16 protein-coding genes are annotated in these 17,840 nt (G+C 46.2%); 11 read left to right on the forward strand and 5 right to left on the reverse strand.

The window, feature by feature from the left end:
* Nucleotides 1-73: 73 nt before the first annotated feature.
* Complete coding sequence (locus MLD56_RS03640; RefSeq protein ID WP_029515840.1) at nucleotides 74-3,373, reverse strand: DUF5695 domain-containing protein; 3,300 nt, start codon at nucleotides 3,371-3,373, stop codon at nucleotides 74-76.
* 151 nt (nucleotides 3,374-3,524) lie between these two features.
* On the opposite strand from MLD56_RS03640, the gene MLD56_RS03645 reads away from it, so the two are divergent.
* A complete protein-coding gene (locus tag MLD56_RS03645; RefSeq protein WP_029515839.1) occupies nucleotides 3,525-4,163 on the forward strand; it encodes a pentapeptide repeat-containing protein in 639 nt (212 codons plus the stop codon).
* Between the two features lie 47 nt (nucleotides 4,164-4,210).
* Here MLD56_RS03645 and MLD56_RS03650 read toward each other — a convergent pair whose 3' ends face one another.
* The 3 genes from MLD56_RS03650 to MLD56_RS03660 all read right to left on the reverse strand — a co-directional run bounded on the left by MLD56_RS03650 (nucleotide 4,211) and on the right by MLD56_RS03660 (nucleotide 8,043).
* Complete coding sequence (locus MLD56_RS03650) at nucleotides 4,211-5,839, reverse strand: GMC family oxidoreductase (protein ID WP_029515838.1); 1,629 nt, start codon at nucleotides 5,837-5,839, stop codon at nucleotides 4,211-4,213.
* Between the two features lie 114 nt (nucleotides 5,840-5,953).
* Nucleotides 5,954-6,382, reverse strand: a complete 429-nt coding sequence (locus tag MLD56_RS03655; RefSeq protein ID WP_049816906.1) for a DUF1259 domain-containing protein — start codon at nucleotides 6,380-6,382, stop codon at nucleotides 5,954-5,956.
* A 122-nt stretch (nucleotides 6,383-6,504) separates the two neighbouring features.
* A complete protein-coding gene (locus tag MLD56_RS03660; RefSeq protein ID WP_029515836.1) occupies nucleotides 6,505-8,043 on the reverse strand; it encodes a MocR-like pyridoxine biosynthesis transcription factor PdxR in 1,539 nt (512 codons plus the stop codon).
* 115 nt (nucleotides 8,044-8,158) lie between these two features.
* Between MLD56_RS03660 and MLD56_RS03665 the strand changes: the two genes are divergently transcribed.
* From MLD56_RS03665 to MLD56_RS03700, 8 genes are all read left to right on the forward strand, one after another.
* Nucleotides 8,159-8,770, forward strand: coding sequence for a pyridoxamine 5'-phosphate oxidase family protein (locus tag MLD56_RS03665; RefSeq protein WP_029515835.1), 612 nt, complete (start codon nucleotides 8,159-8,161; stop codon nucleotides 8,768-8,770).
* A 199-nt stretch (nucleotides 8,771-8,969) separates the two neighbouring features.
* Nucleotides 8,970-9,554, forward strand: coding sequence for a TetR/AcrR family transcriptional regulator (locus tag MLD56_RS03670; protein ID WP_029515834.1), 585 nt, complete (start codon nucleotides 8,970-8,972; stop codon nucleotides 9,552-9,554).
* 113 nt (nucleotides 9,555-9,667) lie between these two features.
* Complete coding sequence (locus MLD56_RS03675) at nucleotides 9,668-9,769, forward strand: hypothetical protein (protein WP_014599460.1); 102 nt, start codon at nucleotides 9,668-9,670, stop codon at nucleotides 9,767-9,769.
* Nucleotides 9,770-10,126: 357 nt separating this feature from the next.
* Nucleotides 10,127-10,582, forward strand: coding sequence for a MerR family transcriptional regulator (locus MLD56_RS03680; RefSeq protein ID WP_029515833.1), 456 nt, complete (start codon nucleotides 10,127-10,129; stop codon nucleotides 10,580-10,582).
* Nucleotides 10,583-10,621: 39 nt separating this feature from the next.
* Complete coding sequence (locus MLD56_RS03685) at nucleotides 10,622-11,833, forward strand: MFS transporter (protein ID WP_029515832.1); 1,212 nt, start codon at nucleotides 10,622-10,624, stop codon at nucleotides 11,831-11,833.
* A 27-nt stretch (nucleotides 11,834-11,860) separates the two neighbouring features.
* Nucleotides 11,861-12,289 (forward strand): universal stress protein, encoded by a 429-nt coding sequence (locus tag MLD56_RS03690; protein ID WP_029515831.1) that lies wholly within the window; start codon nucleotides 11,861-11,863, stop codon nucleotides 12,287-12,289.
* A gap of 42 nt (nucleotides 12,290-12,331) precedes the next feature.
* The gene (locus MLD56_RS03695) at nucleotides 12,332-13,750 is read left to right on the forward strand and encodes an aldehyde dehydrogenase family protein (protein WP_029515830.1); all 1,419 of its coding nucleotides are present in this window, start codon (nucleotides 12,332-12,334) and stop codon (nucleotides 13,748-13,750) included.
* 554 nt (nucleotides 13,751-14,304) lie between these two features.
* On the forward strand, nucleotides 14,305-14,760 hold the full coding sequence (locus MLD56_RS03700; protein ID WP_029515829.1) for a DinB family protein: 456 nt from the start codon (nucleotides 14,305-14,307) through the stop codon (nucleotides 14,758-14,760).
* A 582-nt stretch (nucleotides 14,761-15,342) separates the two neighbouring features.
* On the opposite strand, the gene MLD56_RS03705 is transcribed toward MLD56_RS03700, so the two are convergent.
* The gene (locus tag MLD56_RS03705; RefSeq protein WP_029515828.1) at nucleotides 15,343-15,807 is read right to left on the reverse strand and encodes an AbrB/MazE/SpoVT family DNA-binding domain-containing protein; all 465 of its coding nucleotides are present in this window, start codon (nucleotides 15,805-15,807) and stop codon (nucleotides 15,343-15,345) included.
* A gap of 572 nt (nucleotides 15,808-16,379) precedes the next feature.
* On the opposite strand from MLD56_RS03705, the gene MLD56_RS03710 reads away from it, so the two are divergent.
* Nucleotides 16,380-16,751, forward strand: a complete 372-nt coding sequence (locus MLD56_RS03710; RefSeq protein ID WP_029515827.1) for a MerR family transcriptional regulator — start codon at nucleotides 16,380-16,382, stop codon at nucleotides 16,749-16,751.
* Between the two features lie 264 nt (nucleotides 16,752-17,015).
* Nucleotides 17,016-17,780, forward strand: coding sequence for a MerR family transcriptional regulator (locus MLD56_RS03715; RefSeq protein WP_029515826.1), 765 nt, complete (start codon nucleotides 17,016-17,018; stop codon nucleotides 17,778-17,780).
* Nucleotides 17,781-17,840: the final 60 nt, after the last annotated feature.

Here is a 17,840-nt window from a genome sequence, read left to right on the forward strand (position 1 = left end):
GACACAGATGATTCACGGTACAAATCATTCACAATCTAAAACGTTAACGGCATGAATGAATGCATAATGCATTCTAATCTGCCCCCTCAGCATATGCTTGGACTCCCACATCAGGGGCTGTAATGATGCTACTTGCCGAGGCCAAGCCCCGGATTTCCTGAGCGGTCAGGGCTCTGTTGTAAATGATCAGTTCATCTACTGCGCCGTTCAGATAGGGATCATCAAACTGGGATTTCCCAATATAGTTCCGGTTTGTCAGTCCAAGACTGGAAGGATTCAGCGTCATGTTCGTGTTACGCGTCGCCTCTACACCGTCCACATACATCATTCCAGTATTGCCTGACAAAGTCACGGCGACATGCTTCCAAACCCCTGTTGCTAGCTCCGGCGCATTCAACTGTTGTTCCTTTCCGTTCCCCGCGATAGTGATAGCGAAGCGCATACCAGTTCCCTCGGCCTTAGGTGTCAAAAACATATACCGATCCGTGCTTGCTCCAAAATCAAACAGGCGTGCCCAGCCATTATGCGTGTTCACTCGTACCCATGCGGCAATGGTAAAGTCATTGAGGCTGCTAACTATTCCGCCGGGCAGGCTGGCATAGGCGTCTGTACCGTTAAGGCGCAGAGCATTGCCATTCCGTCCCGCGCCCCACGAGCCTCCATTTACACTGGCCTGTTGTCCATAACCGGAAGAATCGACTGCGGTAGATCCGGCCGTTTCGTCAAATTCATAATGGGCTATAATGTCTCCAGCGGGAGACGGATTACCTGTACTCGATTGAATACGGATATCATAGTTGGCTGCCGTACCGATATTCAGTCTGACCGTGATCGCAGAGCTGTTAGCAGCCGTGACTGATCCGGTTTTGGTACCGTCTACGAGCACGTCATACGTACCTGCCGCGAGTCCGGTCAAGCTCATAACGGTAGTATGAGTCGTGCCTGGGGTCATATTTTTCAGTGTCAGGCGCATGTTGTTCTTGGACTTGGACACGATGGCCAAGCTATATTGATCCCGGTTCAACTCCAGACTCAGCTTCTGGGTGATCAGATGCAGACGTTGGAATACGCCGTCTTTTGGAGTAACCGTATAGCTGTTATTGCTTTCTGTAACGTCACAGCCATAACCGAACAAACCGAATATGGGATCGACAGCAACATCCGAGCTTAGAATTTTAATGGCTCCAAACAGCCCTAGATCGGCTTCCCCGGACATGCCACGCCATCCGTTAAAGAGAGGGCCGCCGTCCAGACCCAGGGCGCCGTAATTGCCCTTGCCTGCCTGATATGTCCACGATACCGCCCCGATATTGGCAGGATCAGAGCTGATCTGTCCCGAGTTAATCGCCCCGATGTTTGCCAGCTTGGCGGCATAGGATAGACGCTGATCCACTTCGGGCTTGGGCGAATGCCGACGTGTCCAGTCATCCATCGCATAGCCGGCCAGTGAGGTGGTGTACTGGAAGTTCCACCAATTCTCTCCGGTGATGGTGACCGGATCGGCGTAATAGTACCAGACAGGCATATGACCGCGTGCAGCACGCGTTTTGGCGTTGATTTTGCTCATCATCGTCGTGTTGTTGTTCATTTTGGCGAGTGTATATACGGCTTCTTCGCCTGTATTGTCATAGTTGTACTCAGAGCCATAAGGATAGGTGGTGTTTTTGAAATTGTTGTACTTGGTAGCCATTTTGGCAATCAGGTCGTTAGCCTCGGTGGTCAAGCCTTCTTCCTGAAGCGCTTTAATAATATCAGGTGTAGTTAGCTCACCCATGAGTCCCGTGTTCCAGTTATAGGCAACAGGGCCTTCATACAACGCTTTAAAAATATGATAAGCACGTAGCAAATATGTGTTTTTGCTATTGCGATAGCTGATCAGGTTGGGATACAGCTTGGCAAGTTTATACATGCTAAAAAACGTATTATAAATGTGCGGATAGGCATAGCCCCGGTACGTTGGTGTCGTATTAGGCTGCGGCATCAGGAAATCAGGAACCAGATAATCGCTATGATGGCCTTCCATCAAATTCGTCCAGATGGCCACTTCCAAATAATCATCGACTGCCTTGATCTCAGATGCCACGGGCTTCTGAACGTTTTTCTCCGCCAGAAACTGACCGTGAGTTAGCCCCCAATCGTCACCCCAGCCCCAGTAACCAGCAAAGCTGTTGCGTTTGGCCTTGTACTGCATCATCCAGTCATCAAAGACCTTATCCCTCAGGTCGCCCGGAACGTTCCATTGGGTGCTGTTGACCATGAAGGTAGAGTGACGCTGAAGTGCAGCTTCGATTGGCTCGATGGCATAGAACTGGAGAACGGTTTTTTCGCCGTTACCATAGTTAACCGTAATATTGTTATGTCCCAGTCGTCCCAGTGTAAGTTCATATATTTTATGGTTTGTAGGGGCTGTTTCCAGATAGCTGATGGTCGTTTCCGACGGATATTGCGCGGTGACAGAGGTAATGGATTTGCTGGTATGCAGATCGAATTTAGCCTTGAGATTGGTTGGGAAGATCATACCCGGAACCACGGTCACATCCACATGTCCCTCACTGTACAGCCTGTCCTTTACGGCCTGCTCGTCCGCTACCTTGTAAAATTTAAAAGCATACGTTTTGCTTTCACCAGGAGCCAGCGACAGACTGGTGCTTCCAAGATAGCCACGGTTGGTGCTCTTGATGACATTGGAGTGGATATAGAACACATTCAGTCCTTCGGACCAGCCCCCTTGCTCCATAGCCCATGTGCTGCCGGGATGCTCCTCAGTTCTCCAATGGTCCTGATATTCGAGACCAGCCCCCGTTGAGGCATCAGGGATTAGTAGTACATACGGTCCGATGCCGCTAGGTCGTCCAGCGGTAATAAAGGAACTGTTATGGCCTACAAAGGAGTGTGAGAGTACTCTGGTTTCATAAATTTGTTCATTATTGCCACCCGACCAGTACTCGTTAAACGGAAGTGGCAGTCCCCAATCTCCGATCTCCAGCGTTTGATTAGAGCTGTTCGTTACTTTCATTTGCCAGTGCAAATAATCGTTAACCAACGAATAAGTTTCATGTAAAATGAAATTACGTATTCCCTGATGGTTTGATGAATTCTGATAGGCTACCTGGACACTGTTTCCAGAAGAGGTGATCTGGCGCGCATCAGCAGAATTGCTTGTCCATGCCCGAGTCCACGCTCCGTTGCCGAGACGATAGGTGAACATGAGTTCACCCAGCCATTGATGATCCGACGTATTCTGTTTAGGTGCGTTGGAGCTGTTCATAACATAGTTGGTATTAAAAGTGTCCCCTACCAGTCGCAAGGAAGAGAGATCCCCGTAATCTCCGACAGAGATGGAGAACACTTGATTAGATAGCTGTACTGCCATGTTATCAACCTCCTAACAAAGGTTCGTGAGCGTGCTCACTACGTTAATATATGTGTGAGAAATACTTTTGCTACCCTATGTATGAGAATTGATAGAAAATAGATTCATATAGATATCCTAGAGGGCTCTCAATCGTGGAGGTAGAGATATAATGAAAAATAAAATGGAGCTGCCAAAGATTCCTGCGGATTTACCCGTATTAAATGAAGAAATGCGCTCCATACGATCCAAAGACGAACTCAGTATAGGGTCTGTAGAGGATATCATTTTGGACAATATGGAAGCGGTTAAGGTTTCATTAGAGAAGATGACTTTTAAAAATGTAACGATCATGGAATCGTCATTGCCGGAAAGTGAATGGACAGACGTTATTTTTGATAAATGCGATCTATCGAATGTTAATTTTTCAGGTTCCTTTATCCATCGGGTAGAGTTCAGAAACTGCAAATTGCTCGGAACGGATTTTTCGAGAAGCAGGTTCCAAAACGTTCGTTTTTCGGATTGTTTAGGGGATTATTCGATGTTCCGTTTTGCTAATTTCAAGCAAGTTGGTTTTGAGGATTGTTCTTTGATAAGTGCAGATCTGTATCATTTAACACTACAAAAAACCTCTTTTGCCCGTTGCAATCTGGATCAAGCCACCCTGTCGGGGTCCAAGCTCAAGGGAATTGATCTCAGTGATTGCGAATTTGATGGATTACAAGTAGAGATAGAAGACTTGAATGGCTGCATCATCTCACCGCATCAGGCTTCATCCTTTGTGGGCCTTTTGGGGCTAGTAATTAAATAAGGGGATATATTCGAGTCATCCGCCGCAAATGACGAACGAGTCTCAGGCTACTCTTCATATTCTTCATATCGTTGCCGTCTTAACTTTCGAGCGCGTATATTTTTATCCAGCAGCTTTAATTGTCGTGCTATGGTATATCCTATCAGGTATGCAGCAGCGGATGTGTTGCCATCGACCGTGAAGGGGATGATGGAAGCATCGGCAACGATTAAATTTTTGACTCCATGCACGTTACCTCTGCGATCCACGACGCCTCCTCTATTTAATGGGGCCATGCGAAGAGAGCCTTGCTGGTGATGATTATGGCCAAAATTTTGCTTGATAAACTCCTCCAGGTTAGAGTCGTTGTCAATAACGTCAAGCGTAGGAGAAACGAGCTGATATGATGGATCAATGGCCGTCAGCTCTGCCGCTATGTTTTTGACATAATTTTTATATATGTTTTTCACCGCTTCCATGTCCTCGGGATTCGAGAGAAAGCCTTCATCTGCAAGCACGATTTTCAGAGGGTCGTTGTTTTGCAGTTTGATCGATCCCCGGCTTGCAGGGCGTAAGTAAATCAAACCTAAGGTAAGCATGCCTTCCGAACCTATACCTAGCATTTGAACCGCCCGACGATGGTCCTCCGTTCCATTGGGATCAGGCAAGAAGGCTCCACCCGTATATAGAGCACTTGGATCATTAGAAGGCAGTGCGCGATCCTTGGGATTGGTTGAGAAGGAGGCAAAGTTCAGAGTATGGTTACGCAGGCGTTTGCCTACATTGGGATTATTAAATACTACATGAATCCCTTTGTCTTTAAGCGATTTTTCAGGTCCGATTCCGGATAGCATTAATAACTGGGCGCTGTTAATGCCTGCTGAGACGATAACCTTCTTCCGCGCATAAGCTCGTGTACATATTCCTTCACGGAGGAATTCCACTCCTACAGCGCGCTTGTTAGTAAAAAGAACGCGCAAAGTTGTTGATTTAAAGAAAACCCTCAACTTCCGGCCGTTTACGCCCTGTCCGGAAGAAGTCATGATGCCTGGCGAGAGAAAAGCGGTTGAAGAGCTTTCCCTGTGTCCATTTGGTTTTTGGAACAACTGCCATCGGGTAAAGGGACCAAGGGGAGTTTTAGGATCGTTATAATCGAGGATTTCCGGAAAACCTGTAGCACGTTCAATGGCCAAGGTTAGTTTTTGCGCCATAGACGTGGGATTTACAGGAGCTTGCCTGATATCAATCCGTCCGCTATATCCGTGAACCCTTGGATTATTCGTTTCTCCATTATATTTTTCTAGTTTTTTGAATCGGCGAATGGCTCTTCTAGGTGACCATAATGGGCCTAAAAGTTTTTCCCATTCTCTAAATACAGCCGAAGTAGGCCGTACATACTGCTCGCCGTTAATTGAAGAGCCACCGCCTAGCAGCCGTCCTGTGGTCCATTCGAATGACCGATCGTCTACTCCATTTTGTGGAATGCCTTCCCCTTGCCAAAAGTATTCAGGGAAAAATTGTTCCTCCAGCTCCGGGGCAAAGGTAGAGTCCCTAATGGGTTTATCTTTATCGTTATTTTCCCCTGCTTCCAGCACAAGAACCGATGTTTGCTTATCATCCGTAAGGGTTTTCGCTATTACAGCACCCGCAGGACCTGTTCCTACGACAATATAATCAAAGATTAATTTGTTTTTCATAAAGCTCTCCTTTTAGATAAATGGGCTAATGTAGAATATTAATCTGTTTTGTCCTATGTTCCGCCCATAACAAAAAAAGACCCGCCAAAGCGGATCTTTGCATTTATTGATAGCTTACTTTTTCTTAATAACCGGCCGTACAGGCTTCGTTGTCAAGACATTAAGCGCGTCACGCACTTCTGTGGCGAAAACAAGCGGTTTTTCTACTTTTTCGAAGTGGATGTACCAGAGATTGGGGTTATCAAATAGCCAGTGATTGTGCAGTGCCGTCACTTTGATATCATGTTTACGAAGTCGAGAAATAAACGGATTAATTTCTGCGGTCAAAATCACGGTTTCACCAAGACATAATCCTTTTCCGTTACGGCCAATACTTTCGAAAGAAAATGCTTGGGGTATTGCAAGAAAGGATCTGGTCTTTTTCCCTAAAATGATCGGCTTGATGTTATTTCTGACTGTAGATGCAGTACAAACTCCGTTAATGATTTGAGGTGTTGCTTTTAATATAGCTGCAAACTGTCTACAAAGAGGACTAATTGCCATTTCTCTCACTCCAATTCTTTTAAGTTACTAGCATCATATGAAAAAGTAAGGGAATGGAAAGGGCAAGTCTTCTTTATCGTTAGTCTAATTTGCTATATACAAAGTGCGAATGGAGCACCTTTTTAAAGCCTCAGCTTTGCTCCGTGATACTCATGTTTGATACTGTCCCAAGCCTGGCGCAGACGGTTACACCCTTCAATAATTTGTTGCTCCGTTAAATGAGCAAAGATAAAGCAGGCAGATGGAGGTCCCGGTGTCAGTTGGTAATCGGCGGCATCACGCCACGTGACTCCGTAAAATCGTGCTGTCTGCATCAAATGATGATACTGGGCAGACTCATGCTTCCAGATGGCATAGGCATGTAGCCCGCAATCGTTCTGATGCCAGTGAAACAGTTCATTCAACTGCTGTATTTCACGTTGGAATACGTCGTAGCGTGATCTGTATATGCGAGTCATCCGACGCACATGACGAACGTAGTCGCCGCGCATCATAAAACGTGCCAGTGCGCGCTGTTCCAAGCGGGCAGGCGGCAGGGGATCGTATAGTCGTTTGGCAGCTGTCAGCGCTTGGGCTAATTCAACGGGCAGGATTGCAAATCCGAGTCGAAGGCTGCTGAACATGCTTTTGGAAAAGGAGCCGACATAGATGACACATTCTGCGCGATCCAGTGCTTTTAACGGTTCAATGGGGCGTCCTGCCCAGCGGAATTCACTGTCATAATCGTCCTCAATGATCCATGCTCCCTTGGATGCTGCCCATTGCAAAATATGTTGACGGCGTGTTAATGGCAACACTGCACCGGTTGGAAACTGTCGTCCAGGTGTAACAAACAGCAATTTGGAATCCCAATCCTGTGGGACAATTCCGTGTTGATCCATTTCGGCAGCGAGTATCTGTCCGCCTGAGGCAGTAACTGCACGGTAGATACCGGAATAACAGGGATTCTCCAATACAATTCGATCTTGTTCATGAATAAGCAACTGACTTAATAACGTGATTACTTCCATGGAACCACTGCATAATACGACTTGATCCGGGCTGGCCGTAATTCCGCGTGTTCTGCCAACATGATGGCAAATCGCTTCACGCAGCCATTCATCACCGCTCACTGGTGCAATCGTCTCGTCAGCCGAGGGCTTTTGCAGATCTTTTCCAGCGGCAGTCAGTGCACTTTTCCATGCGATCTGTGAATTGCCCTCCAATACAACTTCTCCTGCCTGAAAAGAAATCAAGGGCTGTTGCGTACGGTCTCTATCTGTAGCAGAAGCAGGAGACGGCTGTAAGTTTCGTTCCCTTTCGATCTGCATGATTCGTTGTCCCCATGCTGACAGAGTAGGGGATTTTTGCTTGGCAACGGGTGGATTCTGATTCTGCTGGCCGATTTGAGATGGGTTTGGTAGCACCGCTGTCTGTTGCATAACAAAGGTTCCTCTGCCTACTGCCGAGTCTACATATCCTTCTGCCAGCAGCATATCGTATGCTTCTTTAACACTCCCTCGCGAAATTCCATACATCACAGCCAGATCACGAGTGGAAGGCAGACGCGTACCACTGGCAAGGGAACCATTGAGGATTCCCTCACGAAGAGCATGATACAATGCCAAATATTTTAGATGATATTTTTGAAGCGCGCGCTGATAAGCAATCGTAATATCCATATTCTTCTCCTTCGATTGGGCCACTCATTTTCGTTCATATTGGGTCTTTTTATGAATCCATTTTCAACATAATCTGAAATGTATCATTGGTCAATAGATGGAAGGAGAGTTCACTATGAGAAGGAAAGAATTTGCGGTGGCAGAACTAGAGGAAATAGAGCAGTTTCTAAGCGAGGTCAGTTTCGGATTTTTAGGCATGAACAGCGAGGATGGTTTTCCGCGTGTGGTTCCCTTGAATTTCGCTTATGGAAATGGCATTTTTTATATTCATGGCAGCCGTGCTGGAGAAAAGATGGAACGGATGAAAGAGGATAATCGGGTTACTTTTTCAGCCGCCAAAGAATATGCGCTCATTCCATCTTATTTTACGGATGAACATATGGCATGTCCGGCGACTTCATTTTTTAAAAGCATTACCGTGCGTGGTCATGCGGAGCATGTAGTGGATTTGGAAGAAAAAGCATGGGCCTTTTCCATTTTTATGAGTAAGCTGCAACCGGAAGGCGGGTATGACACGATTGATGCTAGCGATTCTCGGTATGCTTCACGTTTGAAAGGGGTCGCTCTGATCAAAATTGTACCGGAGGAATGGACTGCCAAGTTTAAATTCGGTCAAAATGTCAAAGATCAGGAACGTCAGAAAATTATCGACGGCTTGCAACAACGGGGGCTGGATGATGATCTGACGACGATTGAGATGATGCGCAAATATTGTCCTCATCACTGAGCGTAATAAATCCTGCTCGCTCGCCATCAGACTGGTTAATTATACCTTGTAGGGAGATGCCCTTGATTTTCCGAAACTTTCAGTCCTTCCGTATTAGGACTTTTGAAGGACAGGTATATATCATCCTCAAGCCCGTTGTTCTTACTGCAAAGGAACTTTATAATACGATAGATTTGTGGCGTAAGGGGGCAAGACCGTGATGGGAGCAGGAGTCAGAAGTCGGGAGAGTCGACGGTTGTTACTGGAAGCAGGGGCTGAAGAGTTCGCTCAGACGGGGTTTTATCAGACAAAGGTAAGTTCGATCGCGGCACGCGCAGGATTGACGCAGCCGGATTTTTATATTCATTTTGAAAGCAAGGAACAGATGTATGATGAGCTTGTGGAGAGCTTTCGTACTTTGGTGAATGAAACGGTACAAAGCATGAAGATAGGCCCGGATCAAAGCGAAGCTGAAATTTTGCAACGGGGACAAGTGTTTCTGGAAGCTATTTTTCGCGTGTTGTCTAATAATCCGGCGATCACTCGTGTCGGATTTTACCAGGCGGCAGACTCAGTGCGCATTAAGGCGGAAATGGTCGAGCATATCAAAAAGCATCTGCTGGCGGCGCAACGATGGGGCTCCTGCCGTGAGGAACTGGACCCTGAACTGACAGCAGAATGCGTGATCGGCTTGATTGAACGGCTGACGTTAACGAAATTGCTGCCTGGACGTGAAAGTCCGTCTGTGCTTGCCAAGCAGGCACGAAACCTTCTGTATCACGGTATGCTCGGGTCTGAAGAATAACAGGACTGTACAACCCCAACCTAGATTTGGGCGGCAGGCGCGGCATTTGTCCCTATCATGGATGACGGCATAAGCATAAGATGCTTTTGTAAACCATGAAGGGAGGAATCACCATGTCTGGAGTAGGCGCTGGTTATGGAGCTTTTACATCTACAGGAGCGATTCTGGTACTTTTCATTCTGCTCGTTATTATTTCCAAAGCATTCGTCATCTAATTCGTAGCTCATGAATCTGATTTCGGGCGATTTGTTCTAATCGACAGAGGGAGGAGGAACTTAAGATGGGTGAAGTAGAAAGAGGTTGCGGTGGTGGCGGCTATAACATGTTTACTTCCACTGGTGTTATTCTGGTACTCTTTATTTTGCTGGTTATCATCACACGTACCATTTTCATCTAAAGCGATAATCATGGGCTTGAGCGCCGATGCTTCGGGTCTATGGCCGTGCAAACCAAACTAGGAACCGTCTCCAACAGGGGCGGTTTCTTTTTTGTGTAAAAGTTGACGTTGACGTTGACGTTAACGTTATATAGGCGTAGTATTTATATATAATCTTTTTCATAAGGTGGGTGTCATGGTTACGTATAAAATTGATGAGGTCGCCAAGCAAAGTGGTCTGACGAAGCGAACTATTCGTTATTATGAGGAAATCGGATTATTGCCCTCCCCGCAACGCAGTGAAGGAAATATGCGCCTGTATACGCAGGAGGATGTGGATTTACTAAAAAAAATAGTGAGTGCCAAGGAAGTACTTGGATTCTCCTTGCAAGAGCTTCAGCGTTACATGTCCGCAGCGGAAATGCTCAAGGGTCAGCGGGAGGAATATCGCGAGCGAACGGAGCATTTGCAACCGAACGAGCGACGGGCCATGTTGGAGGATATGGAAGGTACACTGAACGAACAGTTGGAATTAATGGAGGGAAAAATCAACAGCATCCGTATGCTCCAGACTGAGTTGGAGGAGTTACGGGTCAGGGTTCGTGAACGCAAAATCCTTTTGGATGAGGAACTTGATCGCGACCCATCATAGCAAGAACATTTACATTCAGATGTGGAGGTAACATCATATATGAGTTCACAACATGCATTACCTGAAGAGTTAAAAGAACGCTCAGGCTTACTGTCTCAGCCCAAAGCGGTATGGGCGGTCGCCTTTGCCTGTGTTATTTCATTTATGGGTCTGGGATTGGTCGATCCGATTCTTCCGGCCATTGCTGATCAGCTTCATGCTACGAAAAGCCAAGTGTCATTGCTATTCACCAGCTATAATCTGGTAACAGGCGTTGCGATGCTGATTACAGGCGTCGTATCTAGTCGATTGGGTGTCAAATGGACACTACTAACAGGGATTTTGTTTATTATTGTGTTTGCCGGACTGGGCGGCACGGCCAATACAGTTGGCGGAATTGTGGGTTACCGGGCAGGCTGGGGTTTGGGGAACGCTTTGTTTATCGCAACAGCGTTGTCTGCGATTGTTGGTCTGTCCACTTCTGGAACAGCTAAAGCAATTATTTTGTATGAAGCGGCATTGGGCCTAGGGATTTCAGTGGGTCCGTTGCTGGGCGGTGAGTTAGGTTCCATTTCCTGGCGCGGTCCATTTTTCGGTGTAGCCGGACTGATGGTAGTGGGATTTTTGTTCATTACGTTTATGCTGCCTTCGATTCCAAAGCCCAAAAAACGCGGTTCCATTGCCGATCCGTTTAAAGCGCTTAGTTATCCGGCTTTGCTCACGCTCGGCATTGTAGCATTGTTATATAACTTTGGATTTTTTACGTTGATGGCGTATTCTCCATATGTAATGCATCTGGACGAGCATGGTTTGGGTTATGTGTTTTTTGGCTGGGGAATTATGCTGGCCTTTACCTCGGTGTTTGTAGCACCGAAGATTCAAGCACGCTTGAGCGTGGTATCTTCCATTAGTATCATGCTGACGCTGTTTGCCATTGATTTAGGTGTTATGGCGATTGGGACGGTAGCCGGTTCGCCAACGACTGTCATTGTCGCCGTCATTGTAGCTGGTATTTTCCTGGGGATTAACAATACATTGATTACAACTGCTGTTATGCAGGCTGCTCCAGTGGAGCGCTCGACAGCATCTGCGGCCTACAGCTTCATGCGGTTTTTGGGCGGGGCCATTTCGCCGTGGCTTGCAGGGAAGCTGTCAGAGTGGTACTCAGCAGAAACCCCGTTTTATTTTGGAGCATTGATGGTCCTGATTGGTGTAGTTGTGCTGATCGGACGTCGTCGACATATGCAGGATATTCAGGTAGATGCACACTAACATTGAACTTCTGAGGAGGAAAAGAGGATGAGCGAATTCAAACAGATTCTGGTCGCGATTGATGGTTCGGAACATGCTATGAAGGCGTTGGAGACCGCCAAAACGTTGTCTAAGCAGCTTCAGGGGGACCCGCATCTGACTGTATTGCATGTAAACCCGGCTTTATCCATGAATGAGCCACCGATTGGGATTGATGTGGATGAGCGGATCGAAGAGGAAGGTCGTCATATCCTGGAACCTGCATCCGACTATTTAAAGGACGCGGACATCCCTTGCCGTATGTTGGCGGGTCATGGTAATCCGGCGAGTGTCATTTGTGAAGTTGCAGATCAGGAAAAGGTGGATCTGATCATTATGGGAACACGGGGAAAAGGACTTGTTTCTGAAATGATACTGGGCAGCGTGAGCCATCATGTGATTCAGCATGCACCTTGTCCGGTGCTGACGGTAAAATAGATGGTAAAAGAGACGTTAATATAGAGATAAGGAGGAAAAAGCATGCAGCAGCATTTATTTATTGGAGGAGAATGGAAGGCAGCTTCATCGTACACGATGTTGAAATCACCGTATTCCGGGGAAATCATTGCTGAGGTGGCAGTGGCCACGCCAGAAGATGCCAAGGCTGCTATTCAGGCGGCCTCTGATGCACGCTCGGAGATGCGGGCCATGCCTGCGCACCAGCGGTCAGCCATTTTGGAGAAGCTGGCTGACCTGCTGGAAGAGCGGCGTGAGGATGCAGCGCGCATCATTGCACGCGAAGCGTCAAAACCATGGAAAGCTGCGCTGGCGGAGGTTGACCGGACGGTGCAAACCTACAAGTTCGCAGCTGAAGAAGCCAAACGGATTCACGGGGAAACCATTCCGCTGGATGCCGCACCGGGCGGCGAGGGCCGTATGGCCTACACGCTCAAAGAACCTGTCGGAGTAGTAGGAGCTATTACACCATTTAACTTTCCGATGAATCTGGTCGCTCATAAAGTGGGTCCCGCGCTGGCAGCAGGCAATACAGTCGTATTAAAGCCTGCGGAGCAGACGCCGTTGTCGGCTTACCTAATCGCAGAGCTGCTAGAGCATGCTGGATTGCCTGCGGGCGCTCTTAACGTGATCAGCGGCGATGGTAAAACCAATGGCGACGTACTTGTCACTGATCCGCGCGTCAGCTATATCACTTTTACCGGTAGCCCGGCGGTCGGTACAGAAATTCGCTCCAAGGCTGGCTTGAAACGGGTCACGCTGGAGCTGGGTTCCAACGCGGCCGTTATTATCGACCGTGATACGGATGTGGAAGCGGTCATCGACCGTTGTGTGAGTGGAGCCTTTGCCAATCAAGGGCAGGTGTGCATATCAGTTCAACGTATTTACGTTGTCGATGAACTGTATGATACCTTTGTATTCCGATTTATAGAAGCAACTCAACGTTTAAAAATGGGAGATCCGCTAGAGCCGGACACGGATGTATCCGCGCTTATTTCAGCCAAGGATGTCGAACGTGTCCGTGAGTGGCTGGAAGAAGCCGTTCAAGCAGGTGCGAGAATCGCTCTGGGTGGCCAAGTCAAGGGAGGTATTTTGGAGCCGACGGTTTTGCTTAATGTGGACCCGACTTCCAAGGTATCCTGTCGTGAAGTGTTTGCCCCGCTTGTGCTGATTCATTCTGTTAGCTCTATAGATGAAGCCGTAAACCATGTGAATGATTCGATCTATGGCCTGCAGGCGGGAATTTACACACGTAATATCACGACTGCGCTGGATGCAGCAGACAAGCTTGAGGTTGGCGGCGTGGTGATCAATGACATTCCAAGCTTCCGTGTCGACCATATGCCGTATGGTGGTGTGAAGCAAAGTGGCACCGGACGCGAAGGCGTAAAGTATGCCATGGAAGAAATGCTGGAAACAAAGCTGATCGTTATTAAACGGTAGTAGTTATATAAAAGCCTATCTGATGGACATAGATAATACGTTTTGCGTATGTCTGTTCATTAGATAGGCTTTTTTGGCACCTTCTACGTGATTATCAGATGAAAATAAAGTGTTTTCTTAGTGCTAGATTAAGATAAGGCTCTTTTAAATCACTACTGCTACCCGCGTATGTTCTTTAATTAATATTTAAAAATGGAATATAATGAAGGATGGTCGTAGCCCCAAAAAGACAATAACAAAATAGACCTAGCCAAATGATTTTTTAAAAAAGGCAGTGCCTGAGAAGGGTTATGAAATTAAAGTATCAAAGATCTTTCAAGGCTAAACGTAAAATGAGGATGGTGCAGCAACCAGAGTAGGCTTAATCTCCCATGAGTTCTTCCCAAAAGGGAGCGACAAGCCACTAAACCCTTTGAAATTGCACGTTTCTCCTTGGAAGTTTACAGCAACAAGGAATTCACCCCAAAAAAGGTTGTTTTAGTTCATTCAAATGATTAAACTAACGGTTAACAGTAGGTTCAAGTAATCGATGAGATGAAGAGGGGGAAACCGAAATGAAGACGATCAAGTGCATGATGGACCACCTGTACTGGGCGGACGGACGCATCTTGGACGCGCTCGAGGAGAGTGAGACGAAGAACAAGGACCTTCTGAAGCTGGTTCGGCACGTCGCGGTCGCGGAACGAGTCTGGCTGTCCCGATTGCAGGGCAAGGGCAGCGCGCAATATTCGTTGTGGGAGGAAGCTGAAGACCTGTCGGCGATCCGGACGATGTTCGAAGAAAACGCCGAACAATATCGTGTCTATATCGAAGGGCTCGAGGAATCCGAGTTGGATGAGATGATCGACTATGCGAACCAGAGCGGGGTTCCGTTCCGAACGTCCGTCCGGGACAGCCTGTTGCAGGTCCTCTTACATGGACAATATCACCGGGGACAGATCAACCGGGCACTTCGGATCGAATCGGCAGAGCCTGCCCAAGTCGATTACATCACGTTCGCGAGGCTCTGAAAAGTTCCGCAATGAGAAGGAATGGAAACTTTCCAGGGCGGCTGGTTGATCTGTTCCTTCTTTGACTACCGTTTCTGAGGTTGTTGGTACTGTTTCATTGGTAGATGTATCTGTTGTTTCCTGCTTTCCACAACCAGCAAACACACTTACACTTACGGAAAGTATAAGAATAGAAAAAATTTGAGCAGGTTTGTTCATATTAGGTTCACACATCCTTTCTCTATCTATAAAACGAATATTATTTTTTATGAGGAGAAGATGTAATGAATTGACGAAAAGCCGACGAAAAGGAAAAGTATAGGATGTTTTACTACAGAAAAATGAATAAATAAATGAAATGACCTTCTCTAATTAAAGAAGGCCATTTTTTAATTCAGGAACCAATATTAAATGTAGCACTGCCTTTTGCTATAGGCGTTCTCGCTTGTAAGTCATTCAGTGGGTCTTTATACCTGGTTTGGAATTTTCGCATGAACGTTTTTGCATTTTGTCGGTTAGCTATGATGCTGCGTATCACGGTTCAAAAGTAGCTGTACATGATGAAATCACTGGTGTATATCTATGTAGGGTATCAAGCTGTGGTTATAGCATTTTTTTGAGCTGGGATATACGGGCTTGGGAAACCTCAAGTATTTTGGCATATTCGTGCTGTGCTGCATTGGGGTGCTTTTGCATTAATTCTTTTAGACTTTCGATCATCTGTTGTGTCGATCGCCGCAGACGTTTGGACTCTTTATTAGATCGTTGTGAGTTGGATAAAGCTGATTTGGCTGGTCTTAGGACTGGGCTGAAATTTACCCCCTTCTTTAAACTCTCAATACATTCCCCGCAAATAAAGCTGTCTCTAAAATAAGTTAATTGTTCTGTTGAACCACACATTTTACACGTCACCCCAGTATATTTTCGAAAGGCGAGAATACCGGTTTCCTCATCTGCAAAAATCTCAACAGGATCACCCACATTATAATCCATGGAAATTCGCATTTCTTTGGGAATAACGATACGGCCTAACGCATCTAGGGGACGTGTCATACCTGTACTTTTCAAATGATAACCTCCTTTTTTATATCCTTATAATACTAAATAGTTATGATAAAAAAGAATAGGCTTAGAGAAGCAATCGCATATATTTAGTAAACTGTTGAAAAGTATACAAGTAATTACCAATATGTGTTTATTTATTGAGGGGTGTGTGAGGGTAATTATAAAGAATTACCGATATATATTCATAAATAATATTCTAGTTGGCAATAAAATTTTTAGTAATACGGGATAAGGAGCAAGCTGTGGAGGCAATCGATTCCCATGCTGTATGAGGTGGCGTTTGGTGTGTAGAATTGGATGCAATATAAGGCGGTGCGGGTATGAACTCGATTAGCACGTGAAGGTCTTCAGACCGACCAGATTGTGGACGATATTATCAGCCATGTTGACGATTTTGGTTATGAGGCACAAATGCCCACGTTCTATTTTCTGTCCGGACTGACGGGCAATAAGAAGGTTGCCTCGCTGCTGTAAGGTAGTAGGAATCTTAATTTTGCACTCTTTACTATGAAAACTTATACTTATCGTTAAAGCTGACTTGAAGAGAAAATTTAAGAATGAGGAGGGGAATAACCATGTACTCCATTAAAGAAGTTCAAATCAAGAGCGGATTGCCCGCATCTACCCTTCGTTATTATGAAAAAGAAGGCATATTACCTGATGTCGGTCGGGATGAAGGGGGAAGAAGGGTATATACCGAAAAACAAATCGATTGGATCAGGTTCCTTATGGCTATGAAAGATACAGGGATGACCATTGAAGAAATTAAGGCATACCTTGAGCTAAATGTAAAAGGAGAAGCCACAATCCAAGAGAGAAGAGATTTCCTTGTAGCCCACAAAAAGAAGGTGGAGGAACATGTGGCACAAACGCAGCACAATTTGGAGAAAATTATTCAAAAGATAGCTTTTTATGATCGTGTGGTTATGGGAAAAAGCCTCTCTTAGGTATCGTTTGATCTGTAAATAGTGGTTAAGTCAAATCGAATATATGGAGCCCCCGGCATATTTGAAAATACGCGTTGGTGGGCTTTTTTTGCATAGTTATCTAAAGATGCCGATTGTAGGTCGCAAGTATGAAAAATGGTTGGTAAATGAGCGGTTCACAATGCGCTTATAGGGTAAAAGTGTAGTACCAAGGTGGGCAAGTGGGGGCGTTGACTCTCACGCCACGTGAGACTGTAGACTGTCAGGCAAGGGAGGTGAAGCGGAATGGCTTATACGGTGAAGGAAGTATCTAATCTGTCGGGAATCAGCGTACGAACCTTGCATTATTATGATGAAATAGGATTGCTGAAACCGCATCATATTGGAAATAATGGATATCGCTATTACGAACAGGAACAACTGTTGAGGCTTCAGCAAATCATGGTATATAGGGAACTGGATTTGCCTTTATCTGAAATTGGAAATGTGCTGGAGCAAACCAAGGAACAAAAGGCCGAGGTTTTGCAAGAGCATCGAGCCAAGGTCGAGGCCAAAGTCTTCCGCTTGCATACTCTCCTACAAACCATCGACGAAACGGTGGCTCATTTGAAAGGGGAACAAGCAATGAAACCAGAGCAAATGTACCAAGGGTTTAACCCGGAAAAGCAGGAAATGTATGAACATGATTTGACAGACCGTTATGGTCAAGAGGCTCAGAAAACAATTCAGGAGAGCAAGACGGCGACGGAGAACTGGAGCAAAGAGGATTATTTGGATTCGCAGGCAGAGGCTGACCAGATTCATCGACGGCTGGCTGAAGCCATGAATAAAGGATTGAAGCATAACAGTGAAGAAGTACAGGCGCTGATCCGCCGTCATCTTCAATGGGTAAGCCGATTTTATACTCCTACCGCAGAAATTTATAGCGGGCTGGGAGATTTGTATGTCGAGCATGAGGATTTCAATAAAATGTATGAAGGCTATCGCCCCGGGCTGGCTGAGTATTTGCGAGACGGAATGAAGGTGCTGGCCGAACGGGAATTAAACTAGCAACAGCTGATGAAAGGGCTTAAATGATATGAAAAAGAGGTGAACAACAAGCCGATTTGA

This window comes from Paenibacillus peoriae (genome assembly GCF_022531965.1).
Classification (GTDB): domain Bacteria; phylum Bacillota; class Bacilli; order Paenibacillales; family Paenibacillaceae; genus Paenibacillus; species Paenibacillus polymyxa_D.

Coding starts and splice junctions, on each gene's coding strand:
- MLD56_RS03640 (WP_029515840.1), bottom strand. CDS start 3,373: ATGGCAGTACAGCTATCTAATCAAGTGTTCTCCATCTCTGTCGGAGAT.
- MLD56_RS03645 (WP_029515839.1), top strand. CDS start 3,525: ATGAAAAATAAAATGGAGCTGCCAAAGATTCCTGCGGATTTACCCGTA.
- MLD56_RS03650 (WP_029515838.1), bottom strand. CDS start 5,839: ATGAAAAACAAATTAATCTTTGATTATATTGTCGTAGGAACAGGTCCT.
- MLD56_RS03655 (WP_049816906.1), bottom strand. CDS start 6,382: ATGGCAATTAGTCCTCTTTGTAGACAGTTTGCAGCTATATTAAAAGCA.
- MLD56_RS03660 (WP_029515836.1), bottom strand. CDS start 8,043: ATGGATATTACGATTGCTTATCAGCGCGCGCTTCAAAAATATCATCTA.
- MLD56_RS03665 (WP_029515835.1), top strand. CDS start 8,159: ATGAGAAGGAAAGAATTTGCGGTGGCAGAACTAGAGGAAATAGAGCAG.
- MLD56_RS03670 (WP_029515834.1), top strand. CDS start 8,970: ATGGGAGCAGGAGTCAGAAGTCGGGAGAGTCGACGGTTGTTACTGGAA.
- MLD56_RS03675 (WP_014599460.1), top strand. CDS start 9,668: ATGTCTGGAGTAGGCGCTGGTTATGGAGCTTTTACATCTACAGGAGCG.
- MLD56_RS03680 (WP_029515833.1), top strand. CDS start 10,127: ATGGTTACGTATAAAATTGATGAGGTCGCCAAGCAAAGTGGTCTGACG.
- MLD56_RS03685 (WP_029515832.1), top strand. CDS start 10,622: ATGAGTTCACAACATGCATTACCTGAAGAGTTAAAAGAACGCTCAGGC.
- MLD56_RS03690 (WP_029515831.1), top strand. CDS start 11,861: ATGAGCGAATTCAAACAGATTCTGGTCGCGATTGATGGTTCGGAACAT.
- MLD56_RS03695 (WP_029515830.1), top strand. CDS start 12,332: ATGCAGCAGCATTTATTTATTGGAGGAGAATGGAAGGCAGCTTCATCG.
- MLD56_RS03700 (WP_029515829.1), top strand. CDS start 14,305: ATGAAGACGATCAAGTGCATGATGGACCACCTGTACTGGGCGGACGGA.
- MLD56_RS03710 (WP_029515827.1), top strand. CDS start 16,380: ATGTACTCCATTAAAGAAGTTCAAATCAAGAGCGGATTGCCCGCATCT.
- MLD56_RS03715 (WP_029515826.1), top strand. CDS start 17,016: ATGGCTTATACGGTGAAGGAAGTATCTAATCTGTCGGGAATCAGCGTA.